Source organism: Halomonas alkalicola, from assembly GCF_030704205.1.
In the GTDB taxonomy this organism is placed as follows: Bacteria; Pseudomonadota; Gammaproteobacteria; order Pseudomonadales; family Halomonadaceae; genus Halomonas; species Halomonas alkalicola.
Genome location: NZ_CP131913.1, coordinates 1,011,792 through 1,029,202 on the forward strand (window position 1 = coordinate 1,011,792; position 17,411 = coordinate 1,029,202).

The 17,411-nt window shown below is 69.3% G+C and carries 14 protein-coding genes; 6 read left to right on the forward strand and 8 right to left on the reverse strand.

Going from position 1 to position 17,411, the window contains the following annotated elements; genetic code table 11:
* Positions 1-162 precede the first annotated feature (162 nt).
* The 3 genes from trmA to B6N23_RS04870 all read right to left on the reverse strand — a co-directional run bounded on the left by trmA (position 163) and on the right by B6N23_RS04870 (position 2,806).
* Positions 163-1,290 (reverse strand): tRNA (uridine(54)-C5)-methyltransferase TrmA, encoded by a 1,128-nt coding sequence (gene trmA / locus B6N23_RS04860; protein WP_169957827.1) that lies wholly within the window; start codon positions 1,288-1,290, stop codon positions 163-165.
* 45 nt (positions 1,291-1,335) lie between these two features.
* Entirely contained in the window at positions 1,336-2,115 is a 780-nt protein-coding gene (gene murI, locus B6N23_RS04865) for a glutamate racemase (RefSeq protein ID WP_305502414.1), read from the reverse strand.
* Positions 2,116-2,257: 142 nt separating this feature from the next.
* The gene (locus B6N23_RS04870; protein ID WP_169957825.1) at positions 2,258-2,806 is read right to left on the reverse strand and encodes a hemerythrin domain-containing protein; all 549 of its coding nucleotides are present in this window, start codon (positions 2,804-2,806) and stop codon (positions 2,258-2,260) included.
* A gap of 177 nt (positions 2,807-2,983) precedes the next feature.
* Here B6N23_RS04870 and B6N23_RS04875 point away from each other — a divergent pair, with 177 nt between their 5' ends.
* Positions 2,984-4,333 carry a replication-associated recombination protein A gene (locus B6N23_RS04875; RefSeq protein ID WP_305502418.1) on the forward strand — a complete coding sequence of 450 codons (1,350 nt, stop codon included), beginning with the start codon at positions 2,984-2,986 and terminating at the stop codon, positions 4,331-4,333.
* Positions 4,334-4,480: 147 nt separating this feature from the next.
* On the opposite strand, the gene lolA is transcribed toward B6N23_RS04875, so the two are convergent.
* Together lolA and B6N23_RS04885 are read right to left on the reverse strand one after the other, a co-directional pair.
* Entirely contained in the window at positions 4,481-5,110 is a 630-nt protein-coding gene (lolA, locus tag B6N23_RS04880) for an outer membrane lipoprotein periplasmic chaperone LolA (protein WP_305502420.1), read from the reverse strand.
* A 157-nt stretch (positions 5,111-5,267) separates the two neighbouring features.
* The gene (locus B6N23_RS04885; protein WP_305502422.1) at positions 5,268-8,660 is read right to left on the reverse strand and encodes a DNA translocase FtsK 4TM domain-containing protein; all 3,393 of its coding nucleotides are present in this window, start codon (positions 8,658-8,660) and stop codon (positions 5,268-5,270) included.
* A gap of 151 nt (positions 8,661-8,811) precedes the next feature.
* Here B6N23_RS04885 and aat point away from each other — a divergent pair, with 151 nt between their 5' ends.
* The 3 genes from aat (at position 8,812) to infA (ending at position 10,662) form a co-directional block, all read left to right on the forward strand.
* Complete coding sequence (gene aat, locus B6N23_RS04890; protein ID WP_305502424.1) at positions 8,812-9,588, forward strand: leucyl/phenylalanyl-tRNA--protein transferase; 777 nt, start codon at positions 8,812-8,814, stop codon at positions 9,586-9,588.
* Positions 9,585-10,322, forward strand: a complete 738-nt coding sequence (locus B6N23_RS04895) for an arginyltransferase (RefSeq protein ID WP_169957822.1) — start codon at positions 9,585-9,587, stop codon at positions 10,320-10,322. Before aat ends, B6N23_RS04895 begins: the two co-directional genes overlap by 4 nt.
* 121 nt (positions 10,323-10,443) lie before the next feature.
* Positions 10,444-10,662 (forward strand): translation initiation factor IF-1, encoded by a 219-nt coding sequence (gene infA, locus B6N23_RS04900; RefSeq protein WP_027961652.1) that lies wholly within the window; start codon positions 10,444-10,446, stop codon positions 10,660-10,662.
* Positions 10,663-10,755: 93 nt separating this feature from the next.
* On the opposite strand, the gene clpA is transcribed toward infA, so the two are convergent.
* From clpA to B6N23_RS04915, 3 genes are all read right to left on the reverse strand, one after another.
* Entirely contained in the window at positions 10,756-13,032 is a 2,277-nt protein-coding gene (gene clpA / locus B6N23_RS04905) for an ATP-dependent Clp protease ATP-binding subunit ClpA (RefSeq protein WP_305502431.1), read from the reverse strand.
* A 144-nt stretch (positions 13,033-13,176) separates the two neighbouring features.
* Positions 13,177-13,500, reverse strand: coding sequence for an ATP-dependent Clp protease adapter ClpS (clpS, locus tag B6N23_RS04910; RefSeq protein ID WP_119020725.1), 324 nt, complete (start codon positions 13,498-13,500; stop codon positions 13,177-13,179).
* 276 nt (positions 13,501-13,776) lie between these two features.
* Positions 13,777-16,011 carry an NADP-dependent isocitrate dehydrogenase gene (locus B6N23_RS04915; protein ID WP_169957819.1) on the reverse strand — a complete coding sequence of 745 codons (2,235 nt, stop codon included), beginning with the start codon at positions 16,009-16,011 and terminating at the stop codon, positions 13,777-13,779.
* Positions 16,012-16,294: 283 nt separating this feature from the next.
* On the opposite strand from B6N23_RS04915, the gene B6N23_RS04920 reads away from it, so the two are divergent.
* Entirely contained in the window at positions 16,295-16,933 is a 639-nt protein-coding gene (locus B6N23_RS04920) for a pseudouridine synthase (protein WP_305502434.1), read from the forward strand.
* Positions 16,930-17,379 carry an NUDIX domain-containing protein gene (locus B6N23_RS04925; RefSeq protein ID WP_169957817.1) on the forward strand — a complete coding sequence of 150 codons (450 nt, stop codon included), beginning with the start codon at positions 16,930-16,932 and terminating at the stop codon, positions 17,377-17,379. Before B6N23_RS04920 ends, B6N23_RS04925 begins: the two co-directional genes overlap by 4 nt.
* Positions 17,380-17,411 lie beyond the last annotated feature (32 nt).

The window sequence follows — 17,411 nt, forward strand, 5'->3', positions numbered from 1 at the left end:
TTGGGCCGCGACAGCGACCGGAAGTGTTCGACATGGCGCCCGCCCCGGGCGCCCTGTCGCCAGCTTACGCCACTCTCCGCACCGGCCCCACCGGGATGCCAACATGCTCATGGAGCATGACGGTTGGGCATCGCCACTTGACAGGCACGCCCCGCGACCCGGTCAGTCGCGCCGCTCCAGCAGCACCCCGCACTCGCAGTGGTGGGTCCAGGGAAACTGGTCGAACAGCGCGAAACGGGTGATGGCGTGGGTCTCGGTCAGTCGCTCCAGGTTGTCCGCCAGCGTATCCGGATTGCATGAAATATAGACGATGCGCTCATAGCCGCTGAGCTGGCGGCAGCTGGCCTCGTCCAGTCCGGCGCGGGGCGGATCCACCAGCACGGTGGTGAAGTCATAGTCGTCCAGCGCCCACTCGGCCACCCGCCGGCCGCCCTTCTCGCCCTGGAGGGCCGCGGCGAACTCCTCGGCCGACATGCGCCCCACGGTCACGTTGTCGAGGCCGTTGGCGGCGAGGTTCTCGCGGGCGCTGGCCACCGAGGTGCGCGAGATCTCGGTGGCCAGCACGCGGCGGAAGTTCTCGGCCAGCGCCACGGTGAAGTTGCCGTTGCCGCAGTAGAGCTCCACCAGGTCGCCGGCCTGGCTGCCCCGGGTCACCTCCCGCGCCCAGGCGAGCATCGAGCGGCAGATCTCGGCATTGGGCTGGGTGAAGCTGTTCTCCACCTGCTGGTAGACGAACTCGCGCCCCTCCACCGTCAGGCGCTCCCAGACGTGGTCGCGCTCGAGCACCAGACGCTGCTTGCGGGCGCGCCCGATGATCATCACCCCGAGCGTCTCCTGGAGGCGGCGCGCCTCGGCCTCCCAGGCCTCGTCCAGCGGGCGGTGGTAGACCAGGGTCACCAGCGCCTCGCCGGCGAGCGTGGTGAGGAACTCCACCTGGAAGAGCTTGCGGCGCAGCAGGGGCACCCCACGGATGGCGTCGAGCAGGGCCGGCATCAGCTCATTGATGCGACGGCTGGCCACCGGGTACTCGTCGAGGCGAATCACCCTCTTCGTCTTTTTCTTCGGCTCCTCGGGGCCCGCCTCGGACTCCTGTATCTCGAACATGGCATAGAAGAGGTCGTCACCCTCGTGCCAGATCCGGAACTCGCAGCGCTGGCGGTAGTGACTGGGCGGCGAGGGATAGACCTCGAGGGTCGGCGGCGAGAAGCGCGCAAAGTCGCGGGTGATGCGCTCGCGCTTGGCCTCGAGCTGCTGGTCATAGCGGGCGGGGTCGACAACAGGAATGGCCAAGAAGCCTCCTTCGGGGAATGGCAGGAAACGGATGGGGGACTGCGCTCAGTCCAGCACCAGAAGTCGCGGCTCGGCAAAGCCGAAGCGGGCAAGGGCCGCGGTCAGCCGGGGGTCCAGGGCGGTGACATGGCTCTCTCCCGGACCGCGCCGGGGGGCCACGCCGCGCGCCACCTGGGCGGTGCGCCGGGCGATGGCCTCGCTGGAGTCGATCCACGCAATCTCGCGGGGGGCAGCGGCGGCCAGGAAGTCCCGCAGCAGGGGAAAGTGGGTGCAGCCGAGCACCACGGTATCCAGCAGCGGATCCTCCCACAGCGGCGCCAGGGCCCGGCGGATCACCGCGGGGTCCGGGGCCTCGCCGGCCAGCCAGCGTTCGGCCTCGCGGACCAGCTCATCGGCGGCCACCCGGGTCACCCGGCAGTGGGCGGCGAAGGCCTCGATCAGGCCCAGGGTATAGGGACGCGCCACCGTGGCGGAGGTGGCCAGCAGGCCGAAGTGGCCGCTGCGCGAGGAGGCCGCGGCGGGCTTGATGGCCGGTACGGTGCCGACCACGGGGATCGCCAGCCGGCTGCGCAGGGCATCCAGCGCCAGGGTGCTGGCGGTGTTGCAGGCCACCACCAGGGTCACGCAGCGGCTGGCCGACACGGCGGCCTCGCATACGCGCAGGATGCGCGCCACCAGCCAGTTGTCCTCGCGCAGGCCGTAGGGGAGCATGGCATTGTCGCAGGCGTAGGCCAGCGCGGCCTCCGGCAACTGGTGACGCAGGGCCGTCACCACGGAGAGCCCCCCCACCCCGGAGTCGAAGACCAGGATCGGTCCGCCGCTCATGGGCACACCCCGGCCATGCCGCAGGCGGCATCACGGTGGGGGCGGCGGGAGAGCGTCGACGAGCGTCGGGGGTCTGGCATCACGAGGCACCGGCTGGGAGAGGCGACATTCTACCCCAGCCGGCGCGCGCTGGCAGCCCGGGTCAGGCGGGTTCGGGCGTCTCGCGCAGCTCGGCATAGAGCTCCGGATAGGCCTCCTGGAGGCGCTCCAGCTCGGCCGCGGCACCCTCGGGAAGTGCCTGGGCGAGGCGATCGAGGTCCTGTTCGTTGAAGTGCTCGCGAATCATCGGGAAGAGCAGCTCCCGCTCGTCGCGCAGGTAGGCGCGGTGGGCATCCAGGTACGCCTTGAGGTCGTCCGCGAAGCGATCCATGGGGATCACCGCATCCATCAGGATCATGTCGATATCGCTGGAGAGGCGGCCCAGCTGGACCTTCAGCGCCTGATAGTCGGCGGCGAGACGCTCGGTCATCGGCCGGCTGCCGGGGTCGAGCTCTGCCAGGCGCTCACTGAACAGCCGCTCCAGGGGCAGGGTGAAACCTTCCATGTAGTCCAGGATGTAGTCCACCACCTCGCGCACCAGTTGGAAGTTGGGGCGCTCGCCTGCCGCGAGGGTCTTATGCTTCAGCTGCAGAACGTGCAACATGCGAGCCATGTTGGCATGATCCAGACGCAGTTGGGTCAGCACGGGCATGTCGGGCCCTCCTGTGTAGTGACATCATTGCAGGGACGTAGGGAGTAGGCACACGCTTTCATTGGATGCGCCATCGGGGACGAGGTTCATCGACTGCCTGGCCAGCGATGATACCTCCCCACTCTAGCAGCCAGTCCCACGACCTGCCTCTGTCGAGATCAACGTAAGGAACCTGCCATGGACCTCTTCGCCGACGAGAGCGATCACGGCGCCCGGCTGGCCTGGCGCATGCGGCCCCGCACCCTGGCCGACTATGTGGGCCAGAAGGCGCTGGTAGGCCCCGGCCGCCCCCTGGCCCGTATGGTCGAGACCGGCGTGGTGCGCTCGATGATCCTCTGGGGGCCGCCGGGCAGCGGCAAGACCACCCTGGCGGAGATCCTGGCCGCCGAGTCCGGCGCCGAACTGGAGCACCTCTCGGCGGTGATGGCCGGCGTCAAGGAGATCCGCGCCGCGGTGGAGCGGGCCAGGGCGCGCCAGGCTCACGGCCAGGCGACGCTGCTGTTTCTCGACGAGATCCACCGTCTCAACAAGAGCCAGCAGGACGCCCTGCTGCCCCATGTGGAGTCGGGGCTGCTGACCCTGATCGGCGCCACCACCGAGAACCCCTCCTTCGAGGTCAACTCGGCGCTGCTCTCGCGGGCCCGGGTGCACGTGCTGACCTCACTCGGCGAGGCGGAGCTGGGCGAGGTGCTGCGCCGGGCGCTGGCCGACGAGGCCCGCGGCCTGGCGGCGGGCGCGCGACGCCTGCGGGTCGATGATGAGGTGCTGGCCCTGCTGGCCCGGGCCGCCGCCGGGGACGCCCGCCGGGCGCTGGGCCTGCTGGAGACCGCCTGCGACTTCGCCGAGCCCGATGGCGAAGGTGGCGAGGTGGTGCGCCGCGAGGCGCTGGTCGATGTGCTCGGCCACCAGGCCAGCGCCTTCGACAAGCAGGGCGATCACTACTACGACCTGCTCTCGGCGATCCACAAGTCGGTGCGCTCCTCGCCCCCCGATGCCGCCCTGCTCTACATCGCCCGTTTCGTGCAGGGCGGCGGCGACCCGCTGGACGTGGTCCGGCGCCTAGCCGCCATCGCCTCCGAGGACGTGGGCAACGCCGACCCGCGCGCCCTGCCACTGGTGATGGCCGCCTGGGACGCCTACCTGCGCCTGGGCGACCACGAGGGCCAGCGGGCCATCGCCCACGCCGCCATCCACCTGGCGGTGGCGCCCAAGAGCAATGCCATCGACCAGGCCTGGAAGCGTGCCCAGGCCTTCGTGGCCAGCCAGCCACGGCTTGAGGTGCCCGGCTACCTGCGCAACGCGCCGACGAAGCTGATGGAGAGCCTGGGCCACGGCCATGGCTACCGCTACGCCCACCATGAGCCCCATGCCTACCCCGCCGGCAGCAGCCACGACTGCTGGCCGGAGGAGACGCCCCGGGAGCGCTTCTACCGGCCGACCGAGCAGGGCCAGGAGAAGCGCTACGGCCAGCTGATGGCCTGGCGCGAGCAGCTCGACAGCGAGGCCGACGAAGGCGGCGGCGCCTAGCACCAGAGCGAGCGCCGGGAACATGGCGAGAGCCCGGCTCCGCCGGGCTCCCACCAGAAACGCCGGAGCCCCCGTCGGATGGCTTCCGACGGGGGCTCCCGAGCATGCGGCACCGGCCGCCCGTGACCGAGCGGCTGGCCGAAGGCCTCAGTGCGTATCGCGGATCACATCGGTGCCCTCGGGGATATCGAAGACGAAGCGACTGTCGTCGATGGCCTGGTTCATGGTGGCATCGCGGAACTCGATGGCGGTGCGCTGCCCGGTGCTGTCGGTCATCTGCAGGGTGGTCAGCAGCTCACCGCGGAAGGTCATCTTCAGCTCCTCGAACAGGGTATCCGCCGACTTGGGCAGCAGGGTGAAGGTCTCGGCCCCCCCCTGCTGCTGGCGAGTCACGTCATAGCTGTCGACCAGGTCGCTGGCACTGCCGGAGAGCAGCAGGGCCGGGGTATGGGTGACGCGATGATCCAGGGCCTGGATGGTGGCCTGCTCCAGGTCGGGGTCGTGCAGCATCACCTCCTGGCCGTCGGAGATCACCTCCTGCTGGTAGGGAGCCTCCACCTCCCAGCGGAACTTGCCGGGACGCGCGAGCCACATCTGGCCGTGGGCTTCCTGGAGACGCTCGCCGCTGGCGTCGAGGATCTGCTGCTCGAAGCGCGCCTCGAAGGTCTGCAGCGGCTCGAGCATGCGGGTCAGGCGATCCGCCCCTTCGCTGGCCAGGGCCGCGAGCGGCATGGCCAGGGTCATGGTGATAGCGGCAAGGGTCTTCTTTACTGTCATGGTGCTCTGTCTCCCTGGACGGTTCCAACTGGAATCCTGTCACTCGGACTGTGTGGACGCCGGCGGGTTGCAGGCCTGCCGGCGCTTTCATGCTGGTTGCATGGTTGAAGGGGGGCGTCTCCCAGGGGAGACGCCCGCGTCGGTGGCGGGCGCGCTGCTAGTCGCCCCCCGCCCGCGGGGACAGCACCTCGCGGGAGCCGTTGGTCCCCATGGTGGAGACGACACCGGCCATCTCCATGGCCTCCACCAGGCGCGCCGCGCGGTTGTAGCCGATCTTGAAGCGGCGCTGCACGGCCGAGATCGACGCCCGTCGCGAGTCGATGACGAACTGCACCGCCTCGTCGTAGAGGGCATCCTGCTCGGCATCGTCGCCGTCACCGACGCCCTCGGCCTCGAGGCCGGTGAGCGCCTCGGCGGAGACCCCGCCGGAGAGGATCTCCTCGATATACTCGGGCTCGCCGCGGCGCTTCCAGTCCTCCACCACCCGGTGCACCTCGTCGTCGTCGACGAAGGCGCCATGGACCCGGGTCGGCAGGCCGGAGCCCGCCGGCAGGTAGAGCATGTCGCCGTGGCCCAGCAGGTTCTCGGCGCCGCCCTGGTCGAGGATGGTGCGCGAGTCGATCCGCGAGGAGACCTGGAAGGCCATCCGCGTGGGGATGTTGGCCTTGATCAGGCCGGTGACCACGTCCACCGAGGGGCGCTGGGTGGCCAGTATCAGGTGGATGCCGGCGGCCCGCGCCTTCTGGGCCAGGCGGGCGATCAGCTCCTCGACCTTCTTGCCGACGATCATGAACATGTCGGCGAACTCGTCGACCACCACCACGATATAGGGCAGCTTCTCCAGCACCGGCGGCGCCTGGTGCATCTCCCAGGGCTGCGGCTCCCACAGCGGATCGGCCACCTGGGCGCCGGCCTGCTCCGCCTCGTCGAGCTTGGCGTTGAAGCCGGCGATGTTGCGCACCCCCATGGTCGCCATCAGCTTGTAGCGACGCTCCATCTCGGCCACGCACCAGCGCAGGGCGTTGGCCGCCTCCTTCATGTCGGTCACCACCGGCGCCAGCAGGTGCGGGATGCCGTCGTAGACGGAGAGCTCGAGCATCTGGGGGTCGACCATGATCAGCCGCAGCTGCTCGGGCGTGGCCTTGAGCAGCATGGAGATCAGCATGGCGTTGACGCCCACCGACTTGCCCGAGCCAGTAGTGCCGGCCACCAGCAGGTGGGGCATCTTGCCCAGATTGGCCACCACCGGGCCGCCGCCGATGTCCTGGCCCAGCGCCAGGGTCAGGGCGGAATCGGCCTGCTGGTAGCGGTCGGAGTCGATCACCTCGCGCAGGCGGATCATCGCCCGATGGGGGTTGGGAATCTCGATGCCCACCGTGGGGCGGCCCGGGATCACCTCCACCACCCGCACGCTCTTGACCATCAGCGAGCGCGCCAGGTCCTTGGCCAGGTTGCTGATCTTGGAGACCTTCACCCCGGCGGCAGGCTTGATCTCGAAGCGCGTGATCACCGGCCCCGGCCAGGTGTCGACCACCTCGGCCTTGACGCCATACTCGCGCAGCCGCACCTCGAGGAGCTCGGCCATCTCAGCCAGCTGGTCACCGGTGTAGTTCTGCTGCTGGGGTTCCGGTGGCGTCAGCAGGCGCAGGCTGGGCAGCTCGCCCTCGGGCTCCGGCAGCTCGTCCAGCACCGGACGCTGGCTCTGCAGGTGCTCCACGGTCCACAGCCGCATGCCGGACTCGTCGGCGGCTTCCCGGGCCTGCTCGGCGGTGGCCAGGCGCGGCGGAGCATCGCCGCCCTGTGCGTCGCCATCGAAGGCCTCCTCGAACTCCTCCGGCTCCGGCGGCTGCAGCGCTGCGCTGCGCTGGGCCGGGGCCTCCGGCGCGGGTGGCCGGGGCGACTCGACGGCGCTGTCCGCACGGTCCGCACTATCGACCTGCTCGGGCTCGTCCCAGGCGAGCCTCGGCTCATCGTCATCCGTCTCGTCCCAGTCGATCTCCTGCCAGTCCACCAGGCCAGGCTCGCGACGGCCGCTCTCGCGCAGGGGGTGCGGCGAGGACGCAGAGGAGGCGCGAGCGGGCGGCATCTCCGGCTCGGCGGCGCGCAGCGGGTCGGCGGGTTCGTCGCGGGGGGAAGGCTCGGGAGAGACCGTGGCGCCCTCCTCCCGGAACGCCTCGGCAGCCGCCGGCGCTTCATGGCGGCTCGCCCGCAGCGAGGGGCCCTCCCAGGCGGCGGCGGGCTCATCATCGTCGGGAAGCATCGGCTCGGGCACCGTTTCCGGCCTTCGAGGCGGGCTGGCCTCGCCGGCGGGAGTCGCCGCCGGCGTTAGGGGCTTGGAAGCCTGGCCGGCGGGTGCCGCCGCCGTCGTTCGGGGCTCGGGGGCCTGGCCGGCGGATGTCGCCGCCGTTGCTGCCGTCGCCTCGTCGTCGGGCCTGGCGGCGCCAGGCCGTGCCGCCGGCGCTGGGCTCTCGGCGCGGGCCACCCCACCTGCCGAGGCGCCTTCGGTCGCGGCACTGGCCGCGCTGGCGGCCACGGCGGCCGCACCGGCCACCGCCCCGGCCCCCGGCACGCCGCCCGGCGAGCGATCGCTGTAGGCCGCTCCCGGCTGCTTGGCCGAGGGGGTCTTCTCGGGGACTTCCCAGGGGATCTCGGTGTCACCGTCGTTGCCGAAACCGGGCTCGCGACGGCCGGCGGCCTGGAGATCGATCTCGGGCTCACGGGAGCGGCCGCCGGGCAGCAGCCGCTGCCACCAGCGGGAGCGGCGGCTCGCCCCCTCCTCGGTGGGCGCCGCCGATTCCGCCTCGGCCATCGGCTCGGCGGTGTCCTCCCCGGCCGACCCTGCCGCATCCGGTTCGACGCGCTCATAGGCCGGCTCAGGGGAAAAGGCGAAGCGCTCCGCCAGCCAGCTCCACACGCGCAGGGCGCGCAGCCCCAGCTCGTCCATCACCGAGAGCCAGGAGAGGCCGGTCAGCAGCGGCAGGCCGCAGAGCAGCGCCGCCAGCGCCGCCAGGCCGGTGCCGCCGGAGCCCACCAGGGGCACCAGGGCGCCCACCAGCCCCTCGCCGAGGATGCCCCCCGAGGAGTAGGGAAGCACCGTTTCTGCCGGGGGCCGATAGAAGTGCAGCGCGCCCAGGGTGGTGGTGCCTAGCAGCACCAGCACCAGGCCACCACCGCGCACCGCCAGCGCCGTCGCGTCCCACTCCAGGACGATCCCCTGGCGGGCTCGCAGCAGCCGCCAGGCGGCGTAGCCCAGCATGGCAGGCCACCACAGGGCGCTGGCGCCGAACAGCGAGTAGAGCACGTCGGAGAGCCAGGCCCCCACCGCCCCCATCCAGTTGTCGATGTGGGTCTCGGGCCCGCTGCGCGACCAGCCGGGATCACCGGGTTCGAAGCTGAACAGGGCCAGCAGCAGGAAGACACAGCCGGCCAGCAGCACGATGGCCACCCCCTCCCGCGCCGAGCCCTGCAGCTTCACGCCGAAACGCCTGGCCGTCTCCCTGGCCTGGGCCGCGCTCACTCGACGCGGCGAGGACTTCTTGTTGACACTCAAGTGGTCATCCCCCTTGCGCCACCGCTGGCGTCTTCCAGTTGATTGGCGCCAATCATACCGAGCCAGGCCCGCCCATCACAGTGGCCCGAACGCCTTGAGCCGAGGCGCCGCGGGCGGCACACTGGCCTCCCCTACTGCTGGATGCCCGCCGATGGTGCCCTGGCTGCTCGAGCGCCCGATCCGCTTCCCGCCCGTCACGGCGGCCCTGCGCGACCCCGACGGTCTGCTGGCCGCCGGCGGCGCCCTCGATCCCGGCTGGCTGCTGGCCGCCTACCGGCGCGGGATCTTTCCCTGGTACGGGGACGATCAGCCGATCCTTTGGTGGAGCCCGGACCCGCGCATGGTGCTCTTCCCGGAGGAGCTCAGGGTGCGTCGCAGCCTCGCCAAGCGGCTGCGCCACGCCGGCTTCACGATCACCGCCAACCGCGCCTTCGACGCCGTGATGACCGCCTGCGCCGCGCCGCGTGCCGGGCAGCCAGGCACCTGGATCACCGACGAGATGCGTGCGGCCTACGCCCGGCTTCACGCCCTGGGGGCGGCGCACTCCGTCGAGGTCTGGCAACGGGAGCGCCTGGTGGGCGGCCTCTACGGCGTCGCGCTGGGACCGGCCTTCTTCGGCGAGTCGATGTTCACCCGGGTGGCGGACGCCTCCAAGGTGGCCCTGGTGCACCTGGCCCGGGCCATGTCGTCGGGCGGCGGGCGGCTGATCGACTGCCAGATGCACACCGCCCACCTGGCAAGCCTCGGCGCCCGGGATATCGCCCGCGCCGAGTTCATCGGCTATCTTGAGAAGTGGCTGGGCAAGCCCCAGGATGTGGAGCCCGACGCCCTATCCTTCCCCCCGGCCTGCTGGTCCTTCGAAGCCATCGGCGAGCCCCCCGGGGGCCCGCCATTGAACGCCACCAGGAGCCGGAGAGAGCCGTCGTGAGCAGCAACGCCCCCCGCCAGCCCGTCCGGGATCTACGCTTCTTTCTGACCGTGCCCCATGCCTGCAGCTATCTGGCCGGGCGCGAGGCGACGACCCTGTTCCTCGACCCCCAGGAGTCGCCCGGGCAGGGCGTCTACGACTCCCTGGCACTGCTCGGCTTCCGGCGCAGCGGCCGCCATCTCTACCGCCCCCACTGCGAAGGCTGCAGCGCCTGCATCTCGGTGCGCCTGCCGGTGGCGGAGTTTGCCCCGAACCGCAGCCAGCGCCGGCTGGTCCGGCGCAATGCCGACCTGACCCTGCACCTGCGCCCGGCGATCTTCGACCCGGAACACTACGGCCTCTATGCCCACTATATCCGCACCCGGCACGCCGACGGCGACATGTACCCGCCGAGCCACGAGCAGTACCGCACCTTCCTGACCCTGGATCAGGAGTATGCGCGGCTGCTGGAGTTCCGCCTCGCGGGCCGGCTGGTGGCCGTCGCGGCCTTCGACCAGCTCGAGCACGGCCTGTCGGCCATCTACACCTTCTTCGACCCCGACCCCGCACTGGAGCGGCGCTCCCTGGGCACCTTCGCGGTGCTCACCCTGGTGGAACAGGCGCGTCGCCGCGGCCTGCCCCATGTCTATCTGGGCTACTGGATACGCGAGTGCCGCAAGATGGCCTACAAGCAGGCGTTCCAGCCTCTGGAGATGCTCGAGGGCCGCCACTGGCGGCGCCTGATTCCCGCCTGACCTCCCGCCGCCGAGTGCGATGCTTTGCCATGTCGGCCGGCATGCGGCACAATATCGCGCTATTCTTTCAGGGCGGCAGCGCCCTGCCGAGCGTCATATCCATCAGCGAGGAACCGCCTATATGGCACGTGAAGACCATATCGAAATGGAAGGCGTCATCGTCGACACCCTCCCCAACACCACCTTCCGCGTCGAGCTGGAAAACGGCCACGTGGTCACCGCGCACATCTCCGGCAAGATGCGCAAGAACTACATCCGCATCCTGACCGGCGACAAGGTCAAGGTGGAGCTGACTCCCTACGACCTGACCAAGGGTCGCATCGTCTACCGCTCCCGCTGAGCCGCGGTCGAGCCTCCCCAAGCCCGACGCCAGCCGCACAGGACAACGCCCCGTCGATCGACAGGGCGCTGCGTCGTGTGCGGGTGTCGGCCGTCAGGGCGCGTCGGCCAGCTCCGCTTCGGTGGAGAGATGGAGTTCGCCCTCCTCCACGGTGACGTGCACCACGCCGCCGTGCTCCGAGAGCTCGCCGAACAGGATCATCTCCGCCAGCGGCTTCTTGAGCTTCTCCTGGATCAGCCTCGCCATGGGGCGAGCGCCCATGTCCGGGTCGTAGCCCTTCTCGGCCAGCCAGTCCCGGGCCGCCAGGTCCACATCCAGCTGCACCCGCTTCTCGTCGAGCTGCGCTTGCAGCTCCACCAGGAACTTGTCCACCACGCTGCGCACCACCGAGGCGGGCAGGGCGTGGAACTGGATGATGCCGTCCAGGCGGTTGCGGAACTCCGGTGAGAAGGTCTTGCGAATCACCTCCATGGCATCGGTGGAGTGGTCCTGATGCTGGAAGCCGATGGAGCGCCGCGTGGCCTGCTCGACCCCGGCGTTGGAGGTCATGATCAGGATCACGTGGCGGAAGTCCGCCTCGCGGCCGTTGTTGTCGGTCAGACGACCGTGGTCCATCACCTGCAGCAGCAGGTTGAAGACCTCGGGATGCGCCTTCTCGATCTCGTCGAGCAGCAGCACGCAGTGCGGATGCTTGGTGATCGCCTCGGTCAGCAGGCCGCCCTGGTCGTAGCCCACGTAGCCCGGCGGGGCACCGATCAGCCGCGACACCGTGTGACGCTCCATGTACTCGGACATGTCGAAGCGCACCAGCTCGATCCCCATGATCTTCGACAGCTGGCGGGCCACCTCGGTCTTGCCCACCCCGGTGGGGCCGGCGAACAGGAAGCTGCCCACCGGCTTGTCCGGCGCCTTGAGCCCGGCCCGGGAGAGCTTGATCGCGGCAGAGAGGCTGTCGATCGCCTCGTCCTGGCCGAAGACCAGCATCTTGAGGTCGCGATCGAGGTTCTCGAGCAGCTTGCGGTCGGAGCTGGAGACGCTCTTCGGCGGAATCCGCGCGATGGAGGCGACCACCGCCTCGACCTGGGCGGTATCGATGGTGTCGATGCGCACCTCGGGCGGCAGCAGGCGCTGGTGGGCGCCGGCCTCGTCGATCACGTCGATGGCCTTGTCCGGCAGGTGGCGATCGCTGATGTAGCGGTCCGCCAGCCTCGCGGCGCTCTCGAGGGCCGCATCGGTGTACTTGAGCCGGTGATGCTCCTCGAAGCGTGAACGCAGCCCCTTGAGGATACGAATGGTGTCCTCCACCGAGGGGGCCGGCACGTCGACCTTCTGGAAGCGGCGGGCCAGGGCGCGATCCTTCTCGAAGATCCCGCGGTACTCCTGGAAGGTGGTGGAGCCGATGCAGCGCAGCTCGCCTGAAGAGAGCAGCGGCTTGAGCAGGTTGGACGCGTCCATCACCCCGCCCGAGGCGGCACCGGCGCCGATCACAGTGTGGATCTCGTCGATGAAGAGGATAGCGTTGGGCTGCTTGCGCAGCTCCGCCAGGAGCCCCTTGAGGCGCTTCTCGAAGTCGCCGCGGTACTTGGTGCCGGCGAGCAGGGCGCCCATGTCCAGCGAGTAGACCACGGCATCGCTGATCACCTCGGGGACGTCCTCCTCGACGATGCGCTTGGCCAGACCCTCGGCGATGGCGGTCTTGCCCACGCCGGCCTCGCCCACCAGCAGCGGGTTGTTCTTGCGCCGCCGGGCGAGGATCTGCACCACCCGCTCGAGCTCCTGCTCGCGGCCGATCAGCGGGTCGATCTTGCCCATGCGGGCCTGCTCGTTGAGGTTGGTGGCATAGCCGGTGAGCGGGTTGCCCCCGTGCTCGTTCCCCCCCTCCTCGCTCTCCTCGGAATCCGAGGGGGCCGACGAGGGGCTCTGGCCGTACCCGGCCACCTTGGAGATGCCGTGGGCGATGTAGTTGACGGCATCGACACGCGCAACGTTCTGCTGCTTCAGGAAGTAGACCGCCTGGCTCTCCTGCTCGGAGAAGATCGCCACCAGTACATTGGCCCCGGTGACCTCGCTCTTGCCGGAGGACTGCACGTGGAAGACCGCCCGCTGCAGCACGCGCTGGAAGCCCAGGGTCGGCTGGGTCTCGCGGTCTGACTGATCCTCGGGAATCAGCGGCGTGGTGGAGTTGATGAAGTCCTGCAGGTCGGAGCGCAGCTTGTCGAGGTTGGCCCCGCAGGCACGCAGCACATCGGCCGCCGAGGCGTTGTCCAGCAGCGCCAGCAGCAGGTGCTCCACGGTCATGAACTCGTGCCGCTTGGAGCGCGCCACGGTGAACGCCGTGTTCAGGGTCAGTTCAAGTTCTTTGCTCAGCATGGCAGTCCCCTTCTTGCCGCCCAGGGCATTGCGTCGGATCTTTCGTCATCCGGCATCATCAACATCGGGCACAAACGCCGCCGTTGCAAGCCTTGCTGCCAACGGCAGGCGGTGACCACCCGTCGCGACCATGTCCGGGGGGAGTCAGTCCGCCGCCTCGATGTCCGAGAGCAGCGGATGTTGACACTCTCTAGCGTATTGATTGACCTGATGGCTTTTGGTTTCCGCGATATCGCGAGTGAAGATGCCGCAGGTCGCCTTGCCCTGCGTATGCACCGTCAGCATCACCTGCACCGCTGTCTCGCTGTCCATATGAAAGAAGGTTTGCAGCACCTCCACCACGAACTCCATGGGGGTGAAGTCGTCGTTGTGCAATACCACCTTGTACATCGGCGGGCGCGCCAGCGCAGGCTCGGCGCTCTGCACCGCCAGGTCGCCCTCCTCGTCGGTCCCCGGAGGGCGGGTCATGCCGCACCATATCTGTCGTTGCCACATAGCGGGAGACTACTCGTTTCACGGGCCGGCTAGCGGGCGGATCAGGACGTTTTGACGTCGCCCGGCCGGCGGGGTTCATCCTGCTCTTCAACGCAGCGCCAGGCCTCAACGCAACGGCCCCCGCCCGTCATCCAGGCAGGGGCCGATGCACTCGCGGCTGACAGCGCTACCGACCTCTCGGCATCAACGGCGCCGAGAGAGCGCTCAGCCCTTGGCAGCTCAGCCCTTGGCAGCTCAGTCCTTGGCAGCTCAGCTCTTGGAAACCAGGGCCAGGGCGGCGTTGAGCGTCGCGCTCGGGCGCATGGCCGCGTCGGTCAGCTCACGGTCAGGGTGATAGTAGCCCTTGATGTCCATGGCCTGACCCTGCACCGAATTGAGCTCCTCGATGATCACCTCCTCCTTGGCCTTGAACTCCTCGGCCAGCCTGGTGAACAGCGCCTTGAGCTCGGCGTCCTCGTCCTGCGCCGCCAGGGCCTCGGCCCAGTACATCGCCAGGTAGAAGTGGCTGCCGCGGTTGTCCAGCTCGCCGACCTTGCGCGAGGGCGACTTGTTGCTGTCCAGGAACTGGCCGTTGGCCTCGTCAAGCGCCTTCGCCAGCACCAGCGCGCGGCGGTTGTCGAAGGTCTTGCCCAGGTGCTCCAGGGAGGCGGCCAGGGCCAGGAACTCGCCGAGGGAGTCCCAGCGCAGGTGGTTCTCCTCGAGGAACTGCTGGACGTGCTTGGGCGCAGAGCCGCCGGCGCCGGTCTCGAACAGGCCGCCACCGTTCATCAGCGGGACGATGGAGAGCATCTTGGCGCTGGTGCCCAGCTCCATGATCGGGAAGAGGTCGGTGAGGTAGTCGCGCAGCACGTTGCCGGTGACGGAGATGGTGTCCTCGCCGCGACGGATGCGCTCCAGGGAGAACTTCATGGCCTCCACCGGAGACATGATGCGGATGTCCAGGCCGCTGGTGTCGTGCTCGGCGAGGTAGGCCTCGACCTTCTTGATCAGCGAGGCATCGTGGGCGCGCTCGGCGTCGAGCCAGAACACCGCCGGGGTCTCGCTGTCGCGGGCGCGGGTCACGGCGAGCTTGACCCAGTCCTTGATCGGCGCGTCCTTGGTCTGGCACATGCGCCAGATGTCGCCCTTCTCCACGGCGTGCTCGAAGAGCACCTCGCCGGCGTCGTTGGTGACGCGCACGGTGCCATCCGCCGGGATCTGGAAGGTCTTGTCGTGGGAGCCGTACTCCTCGGCCTTCTGGGCCATCAGGCCGACATTGGGCACGCTGCCCATGGTGGTCGGATCGAAGGCGCCGTTGGCCTTGCAGTCCTCGATCACCGCCTGGTAGATGGTCGCGTAGCAGCGATCCGGGATCACCGCCTTGGCGTCGTGGAGGGCGTCATCGGCGCCCCACATCTTGCCGGAGTCGCGGATCATGGCCGGCATGGAGGCGTCGATGATCACGTCGCTGGGCACATGCAGGTTGGTGATGCCCTTGTGGGAGTTGACCATGGCCAGACGCGGACGCTCGGCGTAGAGCGCCTCGATGTCGGACTTGATCGCCTCCTGCTGGTCGGCGGGGAGCTGCTCGATGGTGGCGTAGAGGTCGCCAATGCCGTTGGTGGCGTCGAAGCCGACCTTGGCCAGGGCGTCGGCGTGCTTCTCCAGCACGTCACGATAGAACTCCTCCACCACGATGCCGAACATGATCGGGTCGGAGACCTTCATCATGGTGGCCTTGAGGTGCAGGGAGAAGAGCACGTCCTTCTCCTTCGCGTCGGCGACCTGCTCCTTGATGAAGGCGGAGAGCGCCTTGTGGCTCATCACCGAGCCGTCGATCACTTCGCCAGCCAGCACCGGGGTCGTCTCCTTGAGCACGGTGGCGGTGCCGTCCTGGCCGACCAGCTCGATCTTCACTGAACCCTCGGCGGCCAGGGTGGCGGACTTCTCGCTGCCGTAGAAGTCACCCTCGCTCATGCAGGCCACGTGGGACTGGGAGTCGGCGCTCCACTCGCCCATGCGATGGGGGTACTTGCGGGCATAGTTCTTCACGGACTTGGGCGCGCGGCGGTCGCTGTTGCCCTCGCGCAGCACCGGGTTCACCGCGCTGCCCTTGGTGCGGTCGTAGCGCGCCTTGATGTCACGCTCCACCTGGGTGGTGGGCTCATCGGGATAGTCGGGAAGCTTGTAGCCCTGGGCCTGCAGCTCGCGGATGGCCGCCTTGAGCTGGGGCACCGAGGCGCTGATATTGGGCAGCTTGATGATGTTCGCTTCGGGGGTCTTGGCCAGTTCGCCCAGCTCGGCCAGGTGGTCGCCGATCTGCTGGGCCTCGGTCAGGTATTCGGGAAACTGGGAGAGAATGCGGCCGGCCAGGGAGATATCGCGGGTCTCCACGATGACGCCCGCGGAGTCGGTATAGGCATCGATGATCGGCAGCAGGGAAAAGGTGGCCAGGGCCGGCGCTTCGTCGGTCAGCGTATAGATAATCTTCGGCGTTTTGGACATGTTGGCGTTGATCTCTCTGGTCACTGCGGTGGCATGAAACTGGATCGGTAGCGCGCGCTCACGATGTCTGCAACGGGGGACCGGCGTGCTCCGCCCACTGTTGTGATCGTGCGGGGATGCGCTTGGCATCGACCCGGTGGCGGAGTCTCGGCAGATCCCTGAACGACGAGGGCGCTCCCGGCGAGCGGGCGCATTATATCAGTCCGCCCGAGCCGGCGCATGAGCAATAAGGCTGACGCCCCTCCCCCTGCCATCCTGCCCCGCTTGCCGGTAAGCTTGCCCCATGAGCACCCTCTACCTGTTGCACAAGCCCTACCGCATGCTGTCCCAGTTCACCGACCGGGCCGGCGTGGACGGCGAGCGTCGCGCGACGCTGGCCGACGTCATCGACGTGCCCGGCATCTACCCGGCCGGGCGCCTCGACCACGACTCCGAGGGGCTGCTGCTGCTCTGTGACGACGGCGAGCTGATCCACCGCATCAGCCACCCGCGCCACAAGCAGCCCAAGACCTACCGCGTCCAGGTGGAGGGCGAGCCCGATGACGCCGCCCTGCAGGCGCTGCGCCAGGGCGTCGCGCTCGGCGACGGCATGACGAAGCCGGCCAAGGTGCGTCGCCTGGAGGCGAGCGGCCTGCCCGAGCGCGACCCGCCGCTGGACCCCAGGCGCCATCCGGTGACCACCTGGCTGGAGATCACCATCAGCGAAGGACGCAACCGCCAGGTCCGGCGGATGACCGCCCACGTCGGCCACCCCACCCTGCGCCTGGTGCGCGTGGCCATCGGCCCCTGGCGCCTCGACGGCCTGGCCCCCGGGGAGTGGCGCCGCGAGACCCTGCATGCCCCGACCCCGTCGCGTCGTGGCCGGCCGGGCCAGGGCCCTGCTCCGCGTCGCAAGCCCGCCACGCGAGGCGGCAGGCGATGAGTCGCTGGCAGCCCTACGTGACCGTGGCCTGCGTGGTGGAGCGCGCCGGCGCCTTCCTGATGGTGGAGGAGGACCGCGGCGGCCCCGCCACCCTCTTCAACCAGCCCGCCGGCCACCTGGAACCGGATGAGCAGATCCTCGACGCCGCCCTGCGCGAGGTGGCCGAGGAGACCGCCTGGCGAGTCGGCATCAGCGACTACCTGGGGATGTACGTCTACCGGGCCCCGGATGGCAAGACCTTCCACAGCCACGCCTTCTTCGGCATGGCGCTGGCCCACCTGGGCAGCGAACTGGACCCGGCGATCCTGGCCGTGCACTGGCTGACCCTGGAGGAGGTCGAGACCCTGGATCGCGAGGGTCGCCTGAGAAGCCCGCTGGTGCTGCGCCGCATCCGCGACGCCCAGGCCGGGCGCTTCTACCCCATGGACGTCATCCACGAACGCTGAGTGAGCCGCGCCCGGCGCTCAGATCATGTATA

Excerpts from the sequence above, each read along its gene's own strand:
- murI (WP_305502414.1), bottom strand. The coding sequence starts at position 2,115 with ATGAGCGGCGGACCGATCCTGGTCTTCGACTCCGGGGTGGGGGGGCTC.
- aat (WP_305502424.1), top strand. The coding sequence starts at position 8,812 with ATGGTGCCCTGGCTGCTCGAGCGCCCGATCCGCTTCCCGCCCGTCACG.
- B6N23_RS04875 (WP_305502418.1), top strand. The coding sequence starts at position 2,984 with ATGGACCTCTTCGCCGACGAGAGCGATCACGGCGCCCGGCTGGCCTGG.
- B6N23_RS04920 (WP_305502434.1), top strand. The coding sequence starts at position 16,295 with ATGAGCACCCTCTACCTGTTGCACAAGCCCTACCGCATGCTGTCCCAG.
- clpA (WP_305502431.1), bottom strand. The coding sequence starts at position 13,032 with ATGCTGAGCAAAGAACTTGAACTGACCCTGAACACGGCGTTCACCGTG.
- B6N23_RS04870 (WP_169957825.1), bottom strand. The coding sequence starts at position 2,806 with ATGCCCGTGCTGACCCAACTGCGTCTGGATCATGCCAACATGGCTCGC.
- B6N23_RS04925 (WP_169957817.1), top strand. The coding sequence starts at position 16,930 with ATGAGTCGCTGGCAGCCCTACGTGACCGTGGCCTGCGTGGTGGAGCGC.
- clpS (WP_119020725.1), bottom strand. The coding sequence starts at position 13,500 with ATGACCCGCCCTCCGGGGACCGACGAGGAGGGCGACCTGGCGGTGCAG.
- infA (WP_027961652.1), top strand. The coding sequence starts at position 10,444 with ATGGCACGTGAAGACCATATCGAAATGGAAGGCGTCATCGTCGACACC.
- B6N23_RS04915 (WP_169957819.1), bottom strand. The coding sequence starts at position 16,011 with ATGTCCAAAACGCCGAAGATTATCTATACGCTGACCGACGAAGCGCCG.
- lolA (WP_305502420.1), bottom strand. The coding sequence starts at position 5,110 with ATGACAGTAAAGAAGACCCTTGCCGCTATCACCATGACCCTGGCCATG.